Source organism: Polaromonas sp. 39-63-25 (assembly GCF_002278925.1).
Lineage (GTDB): Bacteria > Pseudomonadota > Gammaproteobacteria > Burkholderiales > Burkholderiaceae_C > Polaromonas.
In genome coordinates, this window is record NZ_NCJH01000003.1 from 42816 (window position 1) to 62918 (window position 20103).

Sequence of the window (20103 nt, forward strand, 5' to 3'; positions counted from 1 at the left end):
CTTCGTTCCCTCCCCGTCGGGCTGGGCCGAGGAGCGCAGGCAAAAGCGGATCAGGGCTCGCGATTGTCTGAGGCGGAGCCGAGTTCGAGCGAGCCCCCGCTTTTGTCGAGCACCGCAGGCTGCCTGGAGCGAAGCGGAAGGACCCAGACCATCGGGTCGCCTTTTCTTTGGGTACTTTCTTTTGGCGACGCAAAAGTAAAGTGCCTCGCCCGCCGGGGCGAGACCCGGCCTGCAGGCGAACCACACACGGTCAAAAACACAGTCGGTAGCCGGCAAACATGGATCTCGGATCAAGTCCGGAATGGACCCGTGTCAGGAAATTTTGCTATAAATTAGGTAGCTGTTTGCGCTTGTCCAGTAAGGGCTGGAGGCTTGTTCGGCACGCAGCCGGCGGCATGTCAGGCCGTAGCGTGCTTCTTCGCCGCCGCCACCGCGGAAAGAAAATCCTCCAGTACCGCCGCATCGTCAATCGTGTCCGAACCCGGCTGGTGAAACTCGGGGTGCCACTGCAGCGCCGCGATGTAGCTTTTGGCCGGGTCCTTGCGGCGTATGGCTTCCACCATGCCGTCGGGCACGCTGAAGGCTTCGGCCACGAACTCGGGCGCCAGCTTCTTGATGCCTTGATGGTGAATGCTGTTGACACGTGCGCGTTCCACGCCAGGGTAAAGGCGGGACAACTGCGTGCCCTGCACGATCTCCACGCTGTGGAAGTTCTGGTCGTAGACCACCGCGTCGCGATGCAGGAAGGACTCGGGCACCTGGGTGGCGATGTCCTGGTACAGCGTGCCGCCGAAGGCCACATTGAGCAGCTGCAGGCCGCGGCAGATGCCGAACACCGGCTTGCCGGCTTTTTCGAAAGACGCCACCATGGCCTTGTCGTAGTCGTCGCGCACGCGGTCGCCGGACCAGCGTTCTTCGAGCGGCTCTTCGCCGTAGCTGCCGGGCCAGACATCGGCGCCGCCGTGCAGCACCAGGCCGTCGAGCCACTGGGCATAGTCGTCGAAACCCGCATCGCCGCGCTGGGTGGCGCCGGTCGGACAGGGCACCATGACCACCATCGCGCCCGAGGACATGATCCAGTGGGCGACCGTCTGCTCGACGTATTGCAGGGTTTTGCCGGTGAACAGCGAACGCGTCGGGTCGGCGTGGGAAAAGCAGGCCGAGAGGCCGATTTTGAGCCGGGTGCGCATGTGGCGCTGGCTGTTCATGGCTGTCGTTTTGCGCATCGCGGATCCAGTCGCAGGTCGTCGGTTCGGGGGCAGTGCCCAGTGTAGTGAGGTGCCGGCCTTTATTCCTGCGGCAGGTCGGCAAACCCCATGAACCGAACGGTGATGCGTGTCCCCGGCGGCGTGTGGCCGGGCACGGCGTCATCAACCGCGACGGTGGCGCCATGCTGTTTGGCGATTTCCTCCGCGATGGCGAGCCCCAGTCCCGAACCGTCGACATTGGTGCCGAGCGCGCGGTAAAACGGCTGCAGCACCAGCTCGCGCTCGGCGGCCGGGATGCCCGGGCCCGAGTCCTCGACCTGCAGCACCACCACGCCGCTGAAGCGGTCGGTCAGCAGGCGCACCGTGACCTGCCCGCCCTCGGGTGTGTAGTTGAGCGCGTTGTCCAGGAGGTTGCGCGTCAGCTCCTTGAGCAGTGTGGGGTTGGCTTCCAGCATGTTGGCGGCTTCGCCGGCCGGCGGGCCTTCGTAGCCGAGGTCGATGCGTTTTTCCAGCGCCCGCGGCACCGAGTCCTGGATGGCCTCGGCCAGGATGTGCACCAGGTCCAGCCGCTGCTTGGCCAGGCTGCGGCCGGTGGTTTCAGCGCGGGCCAGGGCCAGCAACTGATTCACGGTGTGGGTGGCGCGTATGCTGGCGCGGCCGATCTGCTTGAGGGACTTTTTCAGTTCGTCGGCGTCGGTTTCGCGCTGTGCCAGGTCGGCCTGCATGCGCAGCCCGGCCAGCGGGGTCTTGAGCTGATGGGCGGCGTCGGCCAGAAAGCGCTTCTGCGTGGTCAGCAGCACCTTGAGCCGGCCCAGCAGGTCGTTGATGGACGACACCAGTGGCGCGACTTCTTCGGGCACGATGCTTTCGTCGAGCGGGCTCATGTCGTCGGACTTGCGTGCGCGTATGCGTTTTTCCAGCTGGTCCAGCGGCTTGATGCCGCGCACCAGCGCCAGCCAGACCAGCAGCACGGCCAGCGGCAGCGTGACAAACTGCGGCACCATCACGCCCTTGACGATCTCGGTGGCCAGCGTCTTGCGCTTTTCCAGCGTCTCGGCCACCTGGATCAGGATCGGGTGGCCGCCCGCCACATCGACCTTGATCCAGGTGTAGGCCACACGCACGTCCTGCCCCTGCATGATGTCCTCGCGCAGCCGTACTTCGCCGTCAAAGGTCATCTCCTCGTCTGTCGGCAGGGGCAGGTCGTGTTCGCCGCTGATGAACTCGCCGCGCGCGCCCAGCACCTGGTAGAACACCAGGTCGGTGTCGTCGGCACGCAGGATCTCGCGTGCCGGCGCCGTCAGGTTGAACTGCACCTGCTTGTTTTTGACGACGATCAGTTTGCTCAGCGCCTGCACGTTGTACTCGAGCGCGCGGTCAAAGGGTTTGCCGGCAATGTTCTGCGCCACCAGCCAGGTCAGCGCCAGGCTGATCGGCCACAGCAACAGCAGCGGCGTGAGCATCCAGTCGAGGATCTCCCCGAACAGGCTGCGCCGTTCGCGCTGAAAGAGTCTCAGTGCCACAGCTCGAAAAGTACGGTGGCGTTGTCTTCAAGCCGGCCGGGGCCGCGGAGCCGGCTTTGTCGGGCCGCAGGCGCAGCGGCCCCCTCGGGGGGCAGAGAGCTACGCGCAGCGAGCGAACGTGGGGGCCACATTCACTAGCCTGGGATCTTCTCTAGGCAGTAGCCCAAGCCGCGCACTGTGGCAATCCGCACCGGGCCTTTTTCGATTTTCTTGCGCAGCCGGTGGATGTAGACCTCGATCGCATTGTTGCTGACCTCCTCGCCCCATTCGCACAGGCGCTCGACCAGTTGGTCCTTGCTGACCAGGCGGCCGGCGCGTTGCAGCAGCACTTCCAGCAGCCCGAGTTCGCGCGCCGACAGCTCCAGCATCTGCCCGTCGATGGTGGCCACGCGGCCGGCCTGGTCGTACACCAGCGGGCCGTGCTTGATGGTGCTGCTGGCGCCGCCCATGCCGCGCCGGATCAGCGCGCGCACCCGCGCTTCGAGCTCCTGCAACGAAAACGGTTTGGCCATGTAATCGTCGGCGCCGTAGTCCAGGCCCTTGACGCGTTCCTCGACGCTGTCGGCGGCGGTGAGGATCAGCACCGGCATGGCCGAGCCGCGCGCGCGCAGGCGCTTGAGCACTTCCAGCCCGTGCATGCGCGGCAGGCCCAGGTCCAGGATCAAGAGGTCGAACTCGGTGTTGGTCATCAGCGCGGCATCGGCTTCGGTGCCGCTGGCCACGTGGTCGGCCGCCGCGCCGGAAGCCCGCAGCGTACGCAGCAAGCCGTCGGCCAGCACCTGGTCGTCTTCGGCAATCAAAATACGCATGTTTGTCTCCTGAGGGGGTCCCTGGCGCGGTCCGGCGGAACGTACAGGGTGAAACGGCTCTGGGGCTGTTTTCCAAATTCTAGGCTTTTATCGGCTGTGGTTTGCTGACAGACTTCAAGCGCCGGCATACGCTTCCAGCCCCAGCGCCACCACGGTGGCCACGTCGGTGCCCACAGCCTGGCGGAATTCGGCTTCGGCCTGCGCCACAGCGTCGCGAAAGGCCTGCAGCCAGAGCAGGCCGGCGGCGGTGAACACCACGGTGCGGGCGCGCCTGTCGTGCGGATCGGGCTCGCGTATGACCAGGCCCCAGGCCTCGCACTGGTCCACCAGGTCGCCCATGGCCTGCTTGCTCATGCCGGCGCTTTGCGCCAGGTCGGTCAGGCGCGAACCGCCGACCGCCAGGTGGCGCGTGATGTGGATGTGCGCCGCACCCACCTGGGCACGGGCCGCCAGATTCGACAGCGCCAGCGGCACGTCCACGTTGCGCGCCATCAGCACCAGCACCCGTTCGTCGAAGCGCCGCAAGGCGTGGCCCAGCAGGCGGCCCAGGTGCGTGAGGCGCCAGTTTTCCTCGTCAGCAGGCGGGTGGATGGGGGCGTCAACAAGGCTGGAATCCATGCCGAAAATGATAAACCCAATTGATCAGGCAAACTGACTAAAAACAGGGTTTACTTATTTATATGACAGCCATAAAGTACTGGTCATGCACCCAGTACTGTAATTAAAAGCAGAGCTGGTATCCGAAGCCAAAAGTTTTCCCTCACCGACCCTCAAGGAGTTTTTCCATGGACCTGCCAAACAAGACCAACCCCGCCCTGAACACCGAAAAAGCCAAAGCCCTGCAAGCCGCGCTGGCCCAGATCGAGAAGCAGTTCGGCAAAGGCACCATCATGAAACTGGGCGCCGGCGAGGTGATCGAGGACATCCAGGTGGTCTCCACCGGCTCGCTGGGCCTGGACATTGCGCTCGGCGTCGGCGGCCTGCCGCGCGGCCGGGTCGTTGAAATCTACGGTCCGGAGTCGTCCGGCAAAACCACGCTGACCTTGCAGGTGATTGCCGAAATGCAAAAACTCGGCGGCACCTGCGCCTTTGTCGATGCGGAACACGCGCTGGACATCCAGTACGCGCAAAAACTCGGCGTGAACCTGCAGGACCTGCTGATTTCCCAGCCCGACACTGGTGAGCAGGCCCTGGAAATTGTCGACTCGCTGACCCGCTCCGGCGCGGTGGACCTGATCGTGGTCGACTCGGTCGCGGCGCTGACACCCAAGGCCGAGCTCGAGGGCGAAATGGGCGACTCCCTGCCCGGCCTGCAGGCCCGCCTGATGAGCCAGGCGCTGCGCAAGCTGACGGCCCACATCAAGAAGGCCAACTGCATGGTCATCTTCATCAACCAGATCCGCATGAAGATCGGCGTGATGTTCGGCAGCCCCGAAACCACCACCGGCGGCAATGCGCTGAAGTTCTACGCCTCGGTGCGCCTGGACATCCGCCGTATCGGCTCGATCAAGAAGGGCGAGGAAGTCGTCGGCAATGAAACCCGGGTCAAGGTGGTCAAGAACAAGGTCGCCTCGCCGTTCAAGATGGCGGAGTTCGACATCCTTTACGGTGAAGGCATCAGCCGCCTGGGCGAGGTGCTGGATCTCGGGGTGGCCGGCCACATTGTCGAGAAAGCTGGTGCCTGGTACGCCTTCAATGGCGAAAAAATCGGCCAGGGCCGCGACAACTCGCGTGAATTCCTGAAGGAAAACCCGGAGCTGGCCATGGAAATCGAAAACAAGGTGCGCGAGTCGCTGGGCATCCCCTTGATCCAGGAGGCGGTCGGCAACAAGCCGGAAAAGGCGGAGAAGGCCGAAAAAGCAGACAAGGTTGAAAAAGCCTCCAAAGTCGCGGCCGCCTGAAAAGACGGGGCTGGTATGCCAGGTTTTATGCCAAATCAGGCTCCAGCCCTTGTCTGTAAATCGCAAGTAGCTATCAAAACAGTAGTAGTTGACGACGGAATGTCGGCATGACACCAGGCAAACCTCCCGCGACACCGGGTTTCGGCCTGTCCCTCAAAGGCCGGGCCTTGCGCTGTCTCGCGCAACGTGAGCACTCGCGCAGCGAGCTCGAGCGCAAGCTGGCAGCACATGCCGAGTCGCCCGAGCAACTGGCCCAGGTGCTGGACGACCTGCAGGCCAAGGACTTCATCAGCGAGGCGCGGGTGGTGGAATCGGTCATCAACCGGCGCGCCGCGCGTTTTGGTGCGGCGCGCATCCGCCATGAGCTGCAGGGCAAGGGACTGGCGCCCGAGGCTGTGGCCGAAGCTGTGAGCAGCCTGAAAGCCAGTGAGGTCGAACGCGCCCGCGAGGTCTGGCGCAGGAAGTTCGGCGAGCCGGCGGCCGACGCCGCAGCCCGCGGAAAGCAGATGCGTTTTCTGGCGGCTCGCGGTTTTGGGGCGGAGGCGATCCGCCGTGTGGTGTCGCAAGCCGAGGACGACTGACGGCGGCCACCCCTGTTTCAAGGAATTGGCCTCTAGCCCAATCAACGCGGGCGCCAACAGCTACAAAATATGTAGCGCCTTACAGGCCCAGCATGAGCTCGAGGTTTTGCACGGCTGCGCCGGAAGCGCCCTTGCCGAGGTTGTCCAGCCGCGCAATCAGCACCGCGTGGCGGAACTCCTCGTTGCCGAACACCCGCAATTCCATCTTGTTGGTGTCGTTCAGCGCGAGCGCGTCTATCGAAGTGCTGTCACCCACCGGCTCGACCGTGACCCATTGGCTGCCCGCATAGTGGCGCGCCAGCGCGTCCTGCAACTGCACGGCCGTTGGCCGGCCGGGGAGCAAATCCAGGTGCAGTGGTAGCTGCACCAGCATGCCCTGCTTGAAGTTGCCGACGGATGGCGTGAACACCGGCCGGCGTGTCAGCCCGGTGTAGCGCATGATTTCCGGCAGGTGCTTGTGTTTGAGGTTCAGGCCGTAGATCTGGTACGGCGGCGCCTTGCCGGCTTCGTAGTCTTCAATCATGGTGCGGCCACCGCCTGAGTAACCGCTGACTGCGGGCAACGCCAATGGGTAGTCCAGGGGCAGCAGGCCGGCATCGACCAGCGGGCGAATCAGGGCGATCGCGCCGGTCGAATAACAGCCGGGGTTGGCCACGCGGTCGGCGTTGGCCACGGCTTCACGCTGGCCGGCCGCCAGTTCGGGGAAGCCAAACACCCAGCCCGGCGCGGTGCGGTGCGCGGTGGAGGCGTCGATGATCTTCGGCCCTTTTTTGCCGCTGACGCGTGCCAGGTCGTCGATCATGGCCACCGATTCCCGTGCCGCGTCATCGTGCAGGCACAGCACCACCAGGTCGACCGTGCCCATCAGCGCGCGCTTGGCAGCAGCGTCCTTGCGCAGCTCGGGCGCGATGCTGACCAGCTCGATGGCGGGCATGGCTTGCAGGCGTTCCCGGATCTGCAAACCCGTGGTTCCTGCTTCGCCGTCGATAAAGACCTTGGCCATGTGGCTTTTTCCTGCTGAAAGTGCTTAGAAGGGCGGTGTAAGCCGCGCACAAGAATTGTGCATCGCAACATGATACAGTTCTGCGCTGCTGCGTGCAGTGACCGAAGGCGTTACATTTTGGTGAATTCTGCGCAAATGTGGCAGATTGACATCACTTCGGCGAACGCCCCTTTTTACCGACTCCTGGAAGTAATTTCATGAAAATTCACGAGTACCAAGGCAAGGAAATCTTGCGCAACTTTGGTGTCCCCACGCCGCGCGGCATTCCTGCGTTCACCGTCCAAGAGGCCGTCGAAGCCGCCCAGAAACTGGGCGGACCGGTCTGGGTGGTGAAGGCCCAGATCCATGCCGGCGGACGCGGCAAGGGCGGCGGCGTCAAGCTGGCGCGCAGCATCGAAGACGTGAAAAAACTCGCCGGCGAGATCCTCGGCATGCAACTGGTCACGCACCAGACTGGCGCGGAAGGCCAGAAGGTCCGCCGCCTGTACATTGAAGACGGCGCTGACATCCAGAAAGAATATTACGTTTCCATCGTGACCGACCGCGCCACCCAGAAGGTGGCCTTCATCGCGTCGAGCGAAGGCGGCATGGACATCGAGGAAGTGGCGCACTCCACCCCCGAAAAGATCATCACCGAGTTCATTGACCCGCTCACCGGGCTGAGCGACGCGCAGGCCACCAAGATTGCCAACGGCATCGGGCTGCCGGCAGAGTCCACCGCCCAGGCCGTGGACGTGTTCCAGAAGCTCTACAAGTGCTACATGGACACCGACGCATCGCTGGTGGAAATCAATCCCCTGAACCGCGACAGCAAGAACAAGCTCATCGCGCTGGACGCCAAGTTCAACTTTGACCCGAACGCGCTGTTCCGCCACCCCGAAATCGTGGCCCTGCGTGATCTGGACGAAGAAGACCCGGCCGAAGTCGAGGCGTCCAAGTTCGACCTCGCCTACATCTCCCTGGATGGCAACATCGGTTGCCTGGTCAACGGCGCCGGTCTGGCCATGGCGACCATGGACACCATCAAGCTGTTCGGCGGCGAGCCGGCCAACTTCCTGGACGTCGGCGGTGGCGCCACAGCCGAAAAAGTCACCGAAGCCTTCAAGATCATGCTGAAGAACCCCGATGTCAAAGGCATCCTGGTCAACATCTTCGGCGGCATCATGAAGTGCGACACGATTGCCGACGGTGTGATCACCGCCTGCAAGGTCGTGAACCTCTCGGTTCCGCTGGTGGTGCGCATGAAGGGCACCAACGAAGACCTGGGCAAGAAAATGTTGGCGGACTCCGGTCTGCCCATCATTGCCGCAGACACCATGGCTGAAGCTGCGACCAAAATCGTGGCCGCCGTCAAGTAAGCCAGGAGAACCAACATGTCGATCTACATCAACAAAAACACCAAAGTCATCACGCAGGGCATCACTGGCAAGACCGGTCAGTTCCACACGCGCATGTGCCGCGACTATGCCAATGGCAAAGAGTGCTTTGTCGCTGGCGTGAACCCGAAGAAAGCCGGCGAAGACTTCGAAGGCATCCCGATTTTTGCCAATGTGACCGAGGCCGCCAAGGCCACCGGCGCCACGGTGTCGGTGATTTATGTGCCGCCAGCCGGCGCCGCCGCGGCGATCTGGGAAGCCGTGGAAGCCAACCTCGACCTGGCGATCTGCATCACCGAAGGCATCCCCGTGCGCGACATGCTGGAAGTGCGCAACCGCATGAAGGCCAAGGAAGCGGCCGGCGGCAAGAAAACCCTGCTGCTGGGCCCCAACTGCCCCGGCCTGATCACACCTGAAGAAATCAAGATCGGCATCATGCCCGGCCACATTCACCGCAAGGGCCGTATCGGCGTGGTCAGCCGCTCCGGCACGCTGACTTACGAAGCCGTGGCTCAGCTGACCGAAATTGGCCTGGGCCAGTCCAGCGCCGTCGGCATTGGCGGCGATCCGATCAATGGCCTGAAACACATCGATGTAATGAAGGCCTTCAATGACGATCCGGACACCGATGCCGTCATCATGATCGGCGAAATCGGCGGCCCGGACGAGGCGGAAGCGGCCATCTGGTGCAAGGCCAACATGAAAAAGCCCATCGTCGGCTTCATCGCCGGCGTCACGGCCCCTGCCGGCAAGCGCATGGGCCATGCCGGTGCGCTGATCTCCGGTGGTGCCGATACGGCGGACGCCAAGCTGGCCATCATGGAAGAGTGCGGCTTTACCATCACGCGCAATCCTTCGGAAATGGCCAAGCTGCTCAAGGCACTGCTCTAAGTTACCGCGTATTGCGGTTAGCCACAACAGACAGACCGGTTGTCATCGCTGACAATCGGTTTTTTGATTTTTCTGAGAGGTTTCCATGGAAGAGTTCATGACGGCTGGCTTCTGGCTCGCGGTTGGCCAGATCATCATGATCGACATCCTGCTGGGTGGCGACAACGCGGTGGTGATCGCCCTGGCATGCCGGAACCTGCCTCCCAAGCAACGCACCAAGGGCATTATTTACGGCACCATGGGCGCGATTGTCCTGCGCGTGATCCTGATTGCCTTTGCGCTTGCATTGCTGGCCGTGCCCTACCTCAAGATTGTGGGCGCCTTGCTGCTGCTCTGGATTGGCGTGAAGTTGCTGCAACCGGAAGACGAAGGCGACCACAACATCAGCTCCAGCGACAAGCTCTGGGGCGCGGTCAAAACCGTGATCATTGCCGACCTGGTGATGAGCGTCGACAACGTCCTGGCCATCGCAGGCGCCGCCCAAGGGGCGCACCAGGACCATCAACTGGCGCTCGTGATTTTTGGTCTGCTGGTGAGCATTCCCATCATTGTCTGGGGCAGCCAGCTGGTACTCAAGCTGATGGGGCGCTTTCCGATCGTGATCACCCTGGGCGCCATGTTGCTGGGCTGGATTGCCGGTCAGATGGCTTATACCGACCCGGCGATCAAGGCCTATCTGCCTGATTCGGCGCTCTGGAGCTATGCGGCGGCCGTGGCCGGCGCCTTGTTGGTGCTGGCAGCGGGCAAAATCCTGCAGGCACGTCAAAAGCCGGCCAACGCGGCCTGAGTCCCGGCCACCGCCGGGCTCCAGGCATGCAGCCCCGGCGCCAGCGGCACCAATTTGCAACACAAGCCTCTGGCCGTGTGCAAAAGTCCCTTGTCCGGGTTCTTGGCGTCTGTTAATGTCCAAAGGCGGTGAATTTGTAACCGGCCTGTAACGCTGGCCGGGTGACAAGTGCGCAAAAAAGAAGCCGGCGCGGCTGGCGCGCGGTCTGGCGAACCAGGACAAAAGGCGGGACGGACGTGGCCACATCATCAAGCAAGCGCGGGCAATTCTGGCGAGCCGACTGGTTTGTGGGCGTTCTGGTGGTGTTGGCCGTGCTGGTGCTGCACAGCGCGACCGACTTCTTTGCCACGCTGGAGCGCCGGTATTACGACTTTGCCAGTACCAGCACGTCGCGCCAGCCGTCGGACCGCATTGCCATCATTGCGATCGACGACCAGAGCATCGCCAACATTGGCCGCTGGCCGTGGCCGCGCGATGTACATGCCCAGCTGATTGACCAGCTGGCGGCTGCGAAAGTCAAAACCATTGCGCATACCGCCTTCTTTTTTGAACCGCAGACCGACCGCGGGCTGGTGTTCATCCGCAAGATGAAAGAAGCGCTCGGACCGGTTGTTGTTCCTGCCGATCCCGCTGCTCCCCAGGACAGCCTCAGCGAGCAACTGGGCAAGGTGATTGCCGAAGCGGAGGTCGCATTGGATACGGACGCCAAGCTGGCGGCGAGCATGGCCAAGGCTGGCAATGTGCTGGTGCCCTCGGTTTTTGTGCTGGGTGAGCCCCAAGGTAAGCCCGACCCCCTGCCCGCCTATGCCCTCAAAAGCGCGGTGGTGGAGCCGGGCGGATTCTCGCTGCCCGCCATTCGGGGCCAGCAGCCCATAGAGATCATCGGCAGCAGCGCGGCAGGCATTGCCCATTTGAACCAGCTGCCCGAAGTGGACGGCGCGGTTCGGCAGGAGCCGCTGCTGATCAACTATGACGGCCAGGCGGTTCCGTCCATGGGATTGCTCGCCGCGGTCAAGAGCCTGAACCTCGCTGCGACCGATATCAAACTCAATGCCGGGGAATCGGTGCAGATCGGCAAATTGCGCATAGGCACGGATGAGGCCGCCCTGATGTTGCCGCAGTTCTACAAGGGCCGGGACGGCAGGCCGGCGTTCGCGGTGGACTCTTTCTACGACGTGTTGTCCGGCAAGATCCCGGCGAGCAAATACACCGACAGGATTGTGATCATTGGTGCCACCGCCGCCGGCGTCGGCACGCAGTTTCCTACACCGGCCGGGCCCGGACTGTCACCGGCGGAGACGATTGCCCACATCACTTCCAGCATCCTCAGCGAACACTTCATTGTCCAGCCCGCCTGGGGCATCTGGGCCACGCTGGGAGTCCTGCTGGTTGTCGCAGCCTACCTGATTGCCGGCCTGCCGCGCCTGTCTGCAGGCAAGGCTGCCGTCATCACGCTGCTGCTGTTTGTGCTGCTGCTGGTGATCGAGTTCGGCTTGCTGTCGGCGGCTGCCACCTGGCTCAAGCTGGTGTTTCCGGCCGCGCTCCTGGTGATTGGCCACCTGGCACTGACCACCAAGCGTTTCCTGATGACCGAGGCCGGCAAGCTCAAGTCCGACGAAGAGTCGGCCGAAACCAACCGCATGATGGGCCTGGCCCTGCAGGGGCAGGGGCAACTGGACATGGCTTTCGACCGGTTCCGACGCGTGCCTTTCACCGACGCGCTGATGGACAACATGAACAACCTGGCGCTTGATTTCGAGCGCAAGCGGCAATTCAACAAGGCCCAGGCGGTGTACGAATACATGGCCAGCTACAACAAGAACCACAAGGACCTGCAGTCCAAACTCAATCGCGCGAAGAATCTGTCGGAAACCGTCATTCTGGGTGGTGGCGGAGCGCACCCCGGGGGCACCATGCTGCTCGACGGCGGTGGTGTCGAAAAGCCCATGCTGGGCCGTTATCAGGTTGAAAAGGAACTGGGCAAGGGGGCCATGGGGGTGGTGTACCTGGGCAAGGACCCCAAGATCGGACGTGTGGTGGCGATCAAGACCATGGCCTTGAGCCAGGAGTTTGAGGGTGACGAGTTGACGGACGCCCGTGAACGGTTTTTCCGCGAGGCCGAAACTGCAGGCCGCCTGCAGCACCAGAACATCGTGACCATTTTTGATGCCGGTGAAGAGCACGACCTGGCTTACATCGCGATGGAGTTCCTCAAGGGCAAGGACCTGCTGGACGTCACCAAGGACGGGCAACTGCTGCCGATTGCCAAGGTGCTGTCAATTGTGGCGCGTGTTGCAGAGGCGCTGGCCTACGCTCACAAGCAGAACGTGGTGCACCGGGACATCAAGCCGGCCAACATCATGTACGACCCCGACAGTGACACCGTCAAAGTGACCGACTTCGGCATTGCGCGTATCACCGACTCGAGCAAAACCAAAACCGGCCTGGTGCTCGGCACCCCGAGTTTCATGTCGCCCGAACAGATTGCCGGCAAGAAGGTTGATGGACGCTCGGATCTCTATTCGCTGGGTGTGATGCTGTTCCAGATGCTGGCGGGCGTTTTGCCTTTCCGTGGCGACTCCATGGCCGAGCTGATGTACAAGATAGCCAATGAGCCGGCGCCCGACATTCGCGTGATCCGCCATGAGTTGTCCGCGCGGCTGGCGGATATCGTCGCGCTGTCGCTGAGCAAAAAGCCTGAAACGCGTTATCAGGATGGCGACCAGTTTGCCGCTGATCTGCATATCGCCATTGCCGAGCTGTCGGCTGCGCCCACAGGCTCTGCTGTCCCCGCCGGTGCCGCCACCACAGGTTCGGAAGGCGGTGAAAAGACGGCAGTGTTTGCGCCCGGCGACAATCCTGCTTTTGCACGGACAATTGCGGCCCGCTCTCTGCCGGATTCCCCGGCCGACGTTGATGCTACAGATTTGAAGCCATAACAAAAACACGATGATTTACGAGATTTGCACCCAGACAGACCCCGGTTTAACCCGGGACAACAACGAAGACTCCGTGACGTTTGATGCCCCTACCCGTCTTTGCATTCTGGCTGACGGCATGGGTGGCTACAACGCGGGTGAAATTGCCAGCGGCATGGCGACGGCATTTATCAAGTCCGAATTGGGGCGCTGGCTGGCGCAGGCTGGTAAGCATGCCAACGGCAAGGAGGTGCGGCGGGCGATGGAGATCTGTGTCGAAAACGCCAATCATTCCATTTTCAACGCAGCCAACTCCAACCCGCAGTACTCGGGCATGGGCACCACGCTGGTGGTCGGTGTGTTCCAGAACACCCGCCTGATGCTGGGCCACATTGGCGATTCGCGCTGTTACCGCTTGCGGGGTGGCCAGCTCGAGCAGATCACCAAGGACCATTCCCTGCTGCAGGAGCAGATCGACGCGGGGCTGATCACACCGGAGCAGGCGCTGACTTCGGTGAACAAGAATCTGGTGACCCGGGCTTTGGGTGTGGAGGACGCGGTGTTGCTGGAAGTCAACGAACACCGTGTGGAGCTGGGTGATATTTACCTGATGTGCTCTGATGGCCTGTCCGACATGATCAGTGACGAGGCGATTGCGGCTATTCTATCGGGATCGAAGTCGCTGGAGCAGATCGCCAGGCAGCTTGTTGCTGCGGCCAACGACAGCGGCGGCCGGGATAATATTTCGGTATTGCTGGCGCAAGCCAAGGAGGCCTCGGTCAAACGCGGCCTGCTGTCCAGGATGCTGGGGAAATAGTCCGATTGAGTGACATACTAAAAAATAGACAGGAGTCGGCCATGCCGAAAATGATCGTCTCTATTGACGGCGTTGTGATCAAAGAGGTCCAGTTGACCAAGGACCGCACGTCGCTCGGGCGCCGTCCTTACAACGACATCGTCATTGACAACCTGGCCGTCAGTGGGGAGCATGCCGTTCTGCAGATGTCCGGCAACGAGGTTTTTGTTGAGGACCTGAACAGCACCAATGGCACGTATCTCAACGGCAAGGCTGTCAAGAAGCAGCAGCTCAACAACGGTGACACCGTTGAAATCGGCAAGTACAAGATCAAGTATGTCAACGAAGCCGCGAGTGCGGGCTTTGAGAAAACGATGATCATCAAGGCCGGTTCGGCCGGGTTGGTCGCGCCTGCCGGGGCCGCAACAGCCGCGGCAGCGCCTGCACCCGCCGATGGGGCGGGCACCAGCGCGGCCATCAAGGTCATGTCAGGCGCAGCCGCTGGCCGGGAAGTTGCCCTGGTCAAGGTGGTCACCACCATCGGCAAGCCCGGGGTGGCGGTTGCGGCCATCACCAAGCGGCCGCATGGCTTTGTCGTGGCGCATGTGGAAGGGGACAACAAGCCCACGCTGAATGGAGCGCACATTGGCGTCGAGCCGGTGCCGCTGAAAAACGGCGATGTACTTGAGCTGGCAGGCACGCAAATGCAATTCGTCCAGCGCTGATCAGGCTGATACCCCGCGTTCGGCCGGAAATCCACTGCAAATCGCGGCTCTTCAAGAGGCCTTATGCGACTTTTTTCCCGGCATTGGCCTCGCATTGCCGTCACGCTGATTCCGCTGGTTTTTGCCTTGCTCCACGCCAGTGGTGTGTTACGCCTGGATGTCCTGCAGCGGCTTGATGACATTCTTTACGACGCCCGCCTTCGGGCCACCATGCCCAAGACGCTGGATGAGCGCATTGTCATCGTGGACATCGATGAAAAAAGCCTGGCGGAAGCCGGCCGCTGGCCATGGGGCCGCAACAAGCTGGCCGCGCTCGTGGACGAGTTGCTGGGGCGGCAACAGGCCGCTCTGCTGGGATTCGACGTGGTTTTTGCGGAGGCTGACGACAGCTCCGGCCTGAAAAGGCTGCAGCAACTGGCCCGGAACGAATTGAAGGACCAGCCCGCCTTTACCGACAAGCTCGGCCAGATCCAGGCCAGCCTTGACTACGATGCCGTCTTCGCAAAATCGCTGGAGAACAAACCCGTCGTGCTGGGGTATTACTTCACCAGTGACCGGGACGGCCGGGTCAACGGTGTTTTGCCTGCTCCCGTCATGGGGCGGGAGGCGCTAAAGGGGCGGCCCATCCGGTTTACCAGCTGGAACGGCTTCGGTGCCAACATCGATACCATCGCCAAGGCTGCGCCGTTGGGAGGGTTTTTCAACTCCATCACGGAAGGCGACGGGGTCGTTCGATCGATTCCCCTGCTGGCTGAATACAAAGGCGAGTACTACGAGTCGCTGTCCCTGGCGATGTTTCGCATGCTGGTGGGCCAGCCCGGCGTCGAGCCCGGATTTCCGCAGGAAAAATTCCTGACCCGCAATTACCAGGGGCTGGAAAGCATTTTGCTCAAGCAGGGCAGTAAAACGCTCGCCATCCCGGTGGATGACCGGGTGGCGACTCTGGTGCCGTTTCGCGGGCCTGGTGGCGCCAGTGGTGGCTCCTACCGGTATGTCTCCGCGTCCGATGTGCTGGCCGGAAAAATGGCGCCGGGTCAATTGAAGGACAAGATTGTCTTGCTCGGCACCACGGCGCCTGGCTTGCTGGACCTGAGGGTCACGCCGGTCGGGGAAACCTATCCCGGCGTCGAGACCCATGCCAATGTGATTTCAGGGTTTCTTGATGGCAAGGTCTTTGTCAAACCGGACTATGCGGTTGGTTTCGAGGTGGTGATTCTGGTGCTGTCGGGGCTGACACTGGCTCTGGCCTTGCCTTTGCTGTCCGCCCCGCGCGCGGTGGCGACCAGCGCCGCGGTGACAGCCGCCCTGGCCGGGCTGAATTTCTGGCTATATTCGGCCTATGGCCTGGTCTTGCCACTGGCCACCGCGCTGGTCATGGCGCTCACGGCGTTTGCCTTGAACATGAGTTATGGCTATTTTGTGGAAAGCCGTTCCAAGCGGGAACTGGCCAACTTGTTTGGCACCTATGTGCCACCCGAGCTGGTCGATGAAATGGTCAAGGACCCCGACAGTTACAGCATGAAGGCATCGGCCAAGGAGCTCACGGTGATGTTCTGTGACATGCGTGGCTTCACCCGGATGTCAGAAACCATGGAACCGACGCAGTTGCAGGCGCTGCTCAACAGTGTTTTCAGCCGGCTCACGGACCTGATCCGCAGCAATCGCGGCACCATCGACAAGTACATGGGTGACTGCGTGATGGCTTTCTGGGGTGCACCCGTCGAGACGCCCGAGCACGCCGCTCTGGCGGTCAAGACCTCGCTGGAGATGGTGCAGGCTGTGCGCCAGCTCAATGAAGAGCACCGCAGCAAGGGCTTGCCGGAAATTGGCATAGGCATCGGACTGAACACCGGCAGCATGTGCGTGGGCGACATGGGCTCGGATATCCGCCGCAGTTACACCGTCATTGGCGACGCCGTCAACCTGGGGTCTCGTCTGGAAGGACTGTCCAAAATCTATGGCGTCGATACCGTGGTCAGTGCGTCCACCCGCGAACTGGCCACCGGGTTTGCCTGGCAGGAGCTCGACAAGGTCCGGGTCAAGGGCAAGGACCAGGCGGTGGCCATTTTCTGTCCGGTGGCGCTTCCCGGCCAGCTCGACAAGCAGCTGGGCAGCGAACTGAGAGAGTGGGCGTTGGCGCTCAGGGCCTACCGCGACCAGGCCTGGGACGACTGCGATGTGCATTTGCTCAACTTACAGCGCATGAATGCGCAAAAGTACCTTTACCGGCTGTATGCAGACCGTGTAGCCTCCATGAGGTTGTTGCCGTTTGATCCCGAGTGGGACGGGGCAACCAACTTCGAAACCAAATGACACAGCCTGCCGGCGCCTCAAGCCAAAAAAGACCATGAAAGTACGCGTACTGGGCTGTTCGGGAGCGATTGCCAAAGGCTGCCGGACCACGTCTTTCCTGCTGGATCACGACGTGCTGGTCGATGCCGGGACGGGCGTTGGCGATCTCACGCTGGACGAGATGCGCGGCGTTGATCACGTGCTGCTGACACACTCCCACCTGGACCATGTGGCGGCCTTGCCGCTGATGGTGGACGCGATTGCGGCACAACGGACGACCCCGATACAGATTCATGCGCTGCAGGGCACGATCGACGCGCTGAAAACCCATATTTTCAACAACACCATCTGGCCTGATTTCTCAAGAATCCCCACGCCGGAAGCGCCGTTTGTCAGCTTTCATCCGCTGACCGTCGGCCAGACGCTGCTGCTGGCGGGAAAATATGTGGAAGTGCTGCCTGCGGTTCATACTGTGCCCGCGGTGGGTTATGCGGTGGCCACCGGCGCCGGGTGCTGGGTGTTCACCGGCGACACCGAGCGCAACCCCGCGCTGTGGGCCCGGATCAACCAGCTCAATGTCGCCATGCTGGTGATCGAGACGGCCTTCAGCAACCGCGAACGCGATCTGGCCCGGCGTAGCCTGCATCTGTCGCCTCATGCGCTGGCCAGCGAGCTGGACTGCATCGACAAAGGCAGGAACTATCCGATTTACATCACCCATACCAAGCCGGCGGAGACTGACTTGATCATGGCCGAGATCCAGCGCTTTGACCAGACGGCGCCGTTTGGTCCCAACGTTACCCACGACATACGCTGGTTGCGCGCGGGCCAGGAGTTTGAGTTATGAATGCCGTTGTACAGCAAGACCACGAAGACGCGTTTTTTGACTCGCAGATGCTTCCACCGCAGGAGCGGGGAGTGACTTTTGAAGCGCTTTATTTTCGCCAGCTGCAACTGGTCACCAACCGCATTCATGAAACCGAGAACATTGACCAAATCATGCTGGAGGCCAGCCAGGATATCTGCAAGCTGTTCAATGCCGACCGCCTGACCCTCTACGCCGTCAATGAAGACCGCACGTCCATCATCTCCAAGGTCAAGACGGGGCTCAACACCAGCCGCGACCTGAAGCTGCCCATCAGCGCGCAAAGCATTGCGGGCTACGTTGCGCTGTCGAAAACCATGGTGAATATCGCCGATGTGTATGACGACGAAGCGCTCAAGAAAATCCATCCCAATCTGAGTTTTCTGCAGGAGGTGGACAAACGCTCCGGTTACCGCACCAAACAGATGCTTGTAGCGCCGGTGATGGACGGCAGCACGCTTTATGGTGTCCTGCAGGTGATCAACAACCGCAGCGACCAGCCTTTTGCGAAGCTGGAAGAAGACGGTGCGCAGCAACTGTGCCAGACGCTGGGCATCGCCATTCGCCAGCGCATGCAGAAGGCCGAAGACGCCCAGCGGCGCAGGGCGACCAAGTACGACGGGCTGGTCACCGAAGGGGTGTTGAGCCAGGACGAACTGCTCCACTGCATCCAGAAGGCGCGCGACGAGGTCCAGTCGGTCGAACATCTGCTGATGGCTGATTACCGTATTCGTCCCGCGCAGATTGGCGCGTCGCTGAGCAAGTTCTTTGGTGTTCCCTACGAGGCCTACAACGCGGGACGAATACGTTCGGAAATGCTGCATGGCCTGCTCAAGCGGCACTTTGTGGAGCAGCAGGGCTGGATGCCGCTGGAGGAAACGCCGGACGGTCTGGTCATCATGTGTGTTGATCCCGAGGCGGTGCGGGGAGCCCGGGTGGTCCCGCAGGTATTCCCGAAAATCAGCAAGTTCGCCTACTGCGTGACCACCCAGACCGAATTTGACGAAACACTGAGCCAGCTTTTTGGCGCGGGCAACGAGGGCGGCTCCATTGACCAGCTTCTGGCCGACATGGACTCGCCGCTCGAAAACGATGCCAACGACGATTCGGCGCTGGAGTCGGCCGCCGCCGACAACGAGCTGGTCAAGTTTGTCAACAAGGTCATCATTGATGCCTACAAGCAGAAGGCCTCCGACATTCACATCGAGCCCATGCCGGGCAAGGCCAAGACCGGCATCCGTTTTCGCATTGACGGAAGCTTGCTGCCCTACATCGAGGTGCCGGCCCAGTTTCGCCAGGCCATGGTCACGCGGCTCAAGATCATGTGCGATCTGGACATTTCCGAAAAGCGCAAGCCGCAGGACGGGAAAATCAAGTTCAAGAAATACGGACCGCTCGACATCGAACTGCGTGTTGCCACCATTCCGTCAGCGGGAGGTGTCGAGGATGTCGTCATGCGGATACTCGCTGCGGGCGAACCCATCCCGCTTGAAAAGCTGGGACTGACGGATCACAACAGGGAGCGGCTGGAGAAAACCGTTTCCAAGCCCTATGGCCTTTTTTACGTTTGTGGCCCGACGGGTTCAGGCAAAACAACGACGCTGCACTCGATCCTGAAATTTCTGAACACGCCAGACACCAAGATATGGACGGCTGAAGACCCGGTCGAAATAACGCAGAAGGGCTTGCGCCAGGTCCAGATCAACAGGAAGGCAGGCATCGACTTTGCCCTGGTGATGCGTGCTTTTCTGCGTGCTGACCCGGACATCATCATGGTCGGCGAGTCGCGCGACAAGGAAACCGTGTCCATGGGCGTGGAGGCCTCGTTGACCGGCCACCTGGTGTTCTCGACGCTGCACACCAATTCTGCCCCTGAGTCCATCACCCGGCTGCTGGACATGGGCATGGACCCTTTCAATTTTGCCGATGCCCTGCTCGGCATCCTGGCCCAGCGCCTGGCCAAAAAGCTTTGTGACTGCAAGCAGGCTTACCAGCCGAGCTCACAGGAAGTCAAGGACTTCATCAGGGAGTATTCGGAAGAATTGCGGAACACGGAAGCCTGGAAGACCGATCCCGGCGGCGAAGCACAGAAGCTGCTGGACGACTGGATGGAGCGCTATGGCAAAGATGGCCTACTTACCATGTACCGGGCCGTTGGCTGTGATAAATGTAACCAGACCGGCTACAAGGGCCGCATCGGCCTGCATGAGCTGATGGTGGCCGACGATCCGGCGAAAAAGCTGATTCAGGAGCGTGCCCGCGTGGCAGAGCTGTTTGCGGCGGCCGTCAACAGCGGCATGCACACACTGAAAATGGACGGGATGGAGAAAGTGCTGATGGGGCTGACCGACCTCAAGCAGGTTCGGTCGGTCTGCATCAAATAAGCAAATGTCCTAGTGTTATAAGGCTGGTTTTCAGGTAAATAGCC

16 protein-coding genes are annotated in these 20103 nt (G+C 61.6%); 11 read left to right on the plus strand and 5 right to left on the minus strand.

The window, feature by feature from the left end; all coding sequences use genetic code 11:
- Positions 1–398 precede the first annotated feature (398 nt).
- The 4 genes from B7X65_RS04570 to B7X65_RS04585 all read right to left on the minus strand — a co-directional run bounded on the left by B7X65_RS04570 (position 399) and on the right by B7X65_RS04585 (position 4158).
- The gene (locus tag B7X65_RS04570; RefSeq protein ID WP_293593115.1) at positions 399–1226 is read right to left on the minus strand and encodes a gamma-glutamyl-gamma-aminobutyrate hydrolase family protein; all 828 of its coding nucleotides are present in this window, start codon (positions 1224–1226) and stop codon (positions 399–401) included.
- A gap of 62 nt (positions 1227–1288) precedes the next feature.
- Positions 1289–2725, minus strand: a complete 1437-nt coding sequence (locus B7X65_RS04575) for a sensor histidine kinase (protein ID WP_293593239.1) — start codon at positions 2723–2725, stop codon at positions 1289–1291.
- Positions 2726–2865: 140 nt separating this feature from the next.
- Positions 2866–3540 (minus strand): response regulator transcription factor, encoded by a 675-nt coding sequence (locus B7X65_RS04580; RefSeq protein ID WP_096666079.1) that lies wholly within the window; start codon positions 3538–3540, stop codon positions 2866–2868.
- 114 nt (positions 3541–3654) lie between these two features.
- Positions 3655–4158, minus strand: coding sequence for a MarR family winged helix-turn-helix transcriptional regulator (locus B7X65_RS04585; RefSeq protein WP_293593116.1), 504 nt, complete (start codon positions 4156–4158; stop codon positions 3655–3657).
- Between the two features lie 167 nt (positions 4159–4325).
- On the opposite strand from B7X65_RS04585, the gene recA reads away from it, so the two are divergent.
- Both recA and recX read left to right on the plus strand, forming a co-directional pair.
- Positions 4326–5441, plus strand: coding sequence for a recombinase RecA (gene recA, locus B7X65_RS04590; protein WP_293593117.1), 1116 nt, complete (start codon positions 4326–4328; stop codon positions 5439–5441).
- Positions 5442–5548: 107 nt separating this feature from the next.
- Entirely contained in the window at positions 5549–6022 is a 474-nt protein-coding gene (recX, locus tag B7X65_RS04595; protein ID WP_293593118.1) for a recombination regulator RecX, read from the plus strand.
- Positions 6023–6101: 79 nt separating this feature from the next.
- On the opposite strand, the gene argC is transcribed toward recX, so the two are convergent.
- Positions 6102–7025, minus strand: a complete 924-nt coding sequence (argC, locus tag B7X65_RS04600) for an N-acetyl-gamma-glutamyl-phosphate reductase (protein ID WP_293593119.1) — start codon at positions 7023–7025, stop codon at positions 6102–6104.
- Positions 7026–7222: 197 nt separating this feature from the next.
- Between argC and sucC the strand changes: the two genes are divergently transcribed.
- The 9 genes from sucC to B7X65_RS04645 all read left to right on the plus strand — a co-directional run bounded on the left by sucC (position 7223) and on the right by B7X65_RS04645 (position 20059).
- A complete protein-coding gene (sucC, locus tag B7X65_RS04605) occupies positions 7223–8383 on the plus strand; it encodes an ADP-forming succinate--CoA ligase subunit beta (RefSeq protein WP_293593120.1) in 1161 nt (386 codons plus the stop codon).
- A gap of 15 nt (positions 8384–8398) precedes the next feature.
- Positions 8399–9292 carry a succinate--CoA ligase subunit alpha gene (gene sucD, locus B7X65_RS04610; RefSeq protein WP_293593121.1) on the plus strand — a complete coding sequence of 298 codons (894 nt, stop codon included), beginning with the start codon at positions 8399–8401 and terminating at the stop codon, positions 9290–9292.
- Between the two features lie 85 nt (positions 9293–9377).
- Complete coding sequence (locus B7X65_RS04615; RefSeq protein ID WP_293593122.1) at positions 9378–10079, plus strand: TerC family protein; 702 nt, start codon at positions 9378–9380, stop codon at positions 10077–10079.
- A 236-nt stretch (positions 10080–10315) separates the two neighbouring features.
- Positions 10316–13018, plus strand: coding sequence for a CHASE2 domain-containing serine/threonine-protein kinase (locus B7X65_RS04620; protein ID WP_293593123.1), 2703 nt, complete (start codon positions 10316–10318; stop codon positions 13016–13018).
- 10 nt (positions 13019–13028) lie between these two features.
- Positions 13029–13814 (plus strand): Stp1/IreP family PP2C-type Ser/Thr phosphatase, encoded by a 786-nt coding sequence (locus B7X65_RS04625; protein WP_293593124.1) that lies wholly within the window; start codon positions 13029–13031, stop codon positions 13812–13814.
- A 41-nt stretch (positions 13815–13855) separates the two neighbouring features.
- Positions 13856–14518 (plus strand): FHA domain-containing protein, encoded by a 663-nt coding sequence (locus B7X65_RS04630; RefSeq protein WP_293593125.1) that lies wholly within the window; start codon positions 13856–13858, stop codon positions 14516–14518.
- A 63-nt stretch (positions 14519–14581) separates the two neighbouring features.
- On the plus strand, positions 14582–16831 hold the full coding sequence (locus B7X65_RS04635) for a CHASE2 domain-containing protein (protein WP_293593126.1): 2250 nt from the start codon (positions 14582–14584) through the stop codon (positions 16829–16831).
- A 34-nt stretch (positions 16832–16865) separates the two neighbouring features.
- Complete coding sequence (locus B7X65_RS04640) at positions 16866–17657, plus strand: 3',5'-cyclic-nucleotide phosphodiesterase (protein ID WP_293593127.1); 792 nt, start codon at positions 16866–16868, stop codon at positions 17655–17657.
- Entirely contained in the window at positions 17654–20059 is a 2406-nt protein-coding gene (locus B7X65_RS04645) for an ATPase, T2SS/T4P/T4SS family (protein WP_293593128.1), read from the plus strand. The genes B7X65_RS04640 and B7X65_RS04645 overlap by 4 nt, the downstream gene beginning before the upstream one ends.
- Positions 20060–20103: the final 44 nt, after the last annotated feature.

Excerpts from the sequence above, each read along its gene's own strand:
- B7X65_RS04635 (WP_293593126.1), top strand. The coding sequence starts at position 14,582 with ATGCGACTTTTTTCCCGGCATTGGCCTCGCATTGCCGTCACGCTGATT.
- argC (WP_293593119.1), bottom strand. The coding sequence starts at position 7,025 with ATGGCCAAGGTCTTTATCGACGGCGAAGCAGGAACCACGGGTTTGCAG.
- recA (WP_293593117.1), top strand. The coding sequence starts at position 4,326 with ATGGACCTGCCAAACAAGACCAACCCCGCCCTGAACACCGAAAAAGCC.
- B7X65_RS04615 (WP_293593122.1), top strand. The coding sequence starts at position 9,378 with ATGGAAGAGTTCATGACGGCTGGCTTCTGGCTCGCGGTTGGCCAGATC.
- B7X65_RS04630 (WP_293593125.1), top strand. The coding sequence starts at position 13,856 with ATGCCGAAAATGATCGTCTCTATTGACGGCGTTGTGATCAAAGAGGTC.
- B7X65_RS04625 (WP_293593124.1), top strand. The coding sequence starts at position 13,029 with ATGATTTACGAGATTTGCACCCAGACAGACCCCGGTTTAACCCGGGAC.
- B7X65_RS04570 (WP_293593115.1), bottom strand. The coding sequence starts at position 1,226 with ATGCGCAAAACGACAGCCATGAACAGCCAGCGCCACATGCGCACCCGG.
- B7X65_RS04640 (WP_293593127.1), top strand. The coding sequence starts at position 16,866 with ATGAAAGTACGCGTACTGGGCTGTTCGGGAGCGATTGCCAAAGGCTGC.
- sucD (WP_293593121.1), top strand. The coding sequence starts at position 8,399 with ATGTCGATCTACATCAACAAAAACACCAAAGTCATCACGCAGGGCATC.
- recX (WP_293593118.1), top strand. The coding sequence starts at position 5,549 with ATGACACCAGGCAAACCTCCCGCGACACCGGGTTTCGGCCTGTCCCTC.
- B7X65_RS04645 (WP_293593128.1), top strand. The coding sequence starts at position 17,654 with ATGAATGCCGTTGTACAGCAAGACCACGAAGACGCGTTTTTTGACTCG.
- B7X65_RS04580 (WP_096666079.1), bottom strand. The coding sequence starts at position 3,540 with ATGCGTATTTTGATTGCCGAAGACGACCAGGTGCTGGCCGACGGCTTG.
- sucC (WP_293593120.1), top strand. The coding sequence starts at position 7,223 with ATGAAAATTCACGAGTACCAAGGCAAGGAAATCTTGCGCAACTTTGGT.
- B7X65_RS04585 (WP_293593116.1), bottom strand. The coding sequence starts at position 4,158 with ATGGATTCCAGCCTTGTTGACGCCCCCATCCACCCGCCTGCTGACGAG.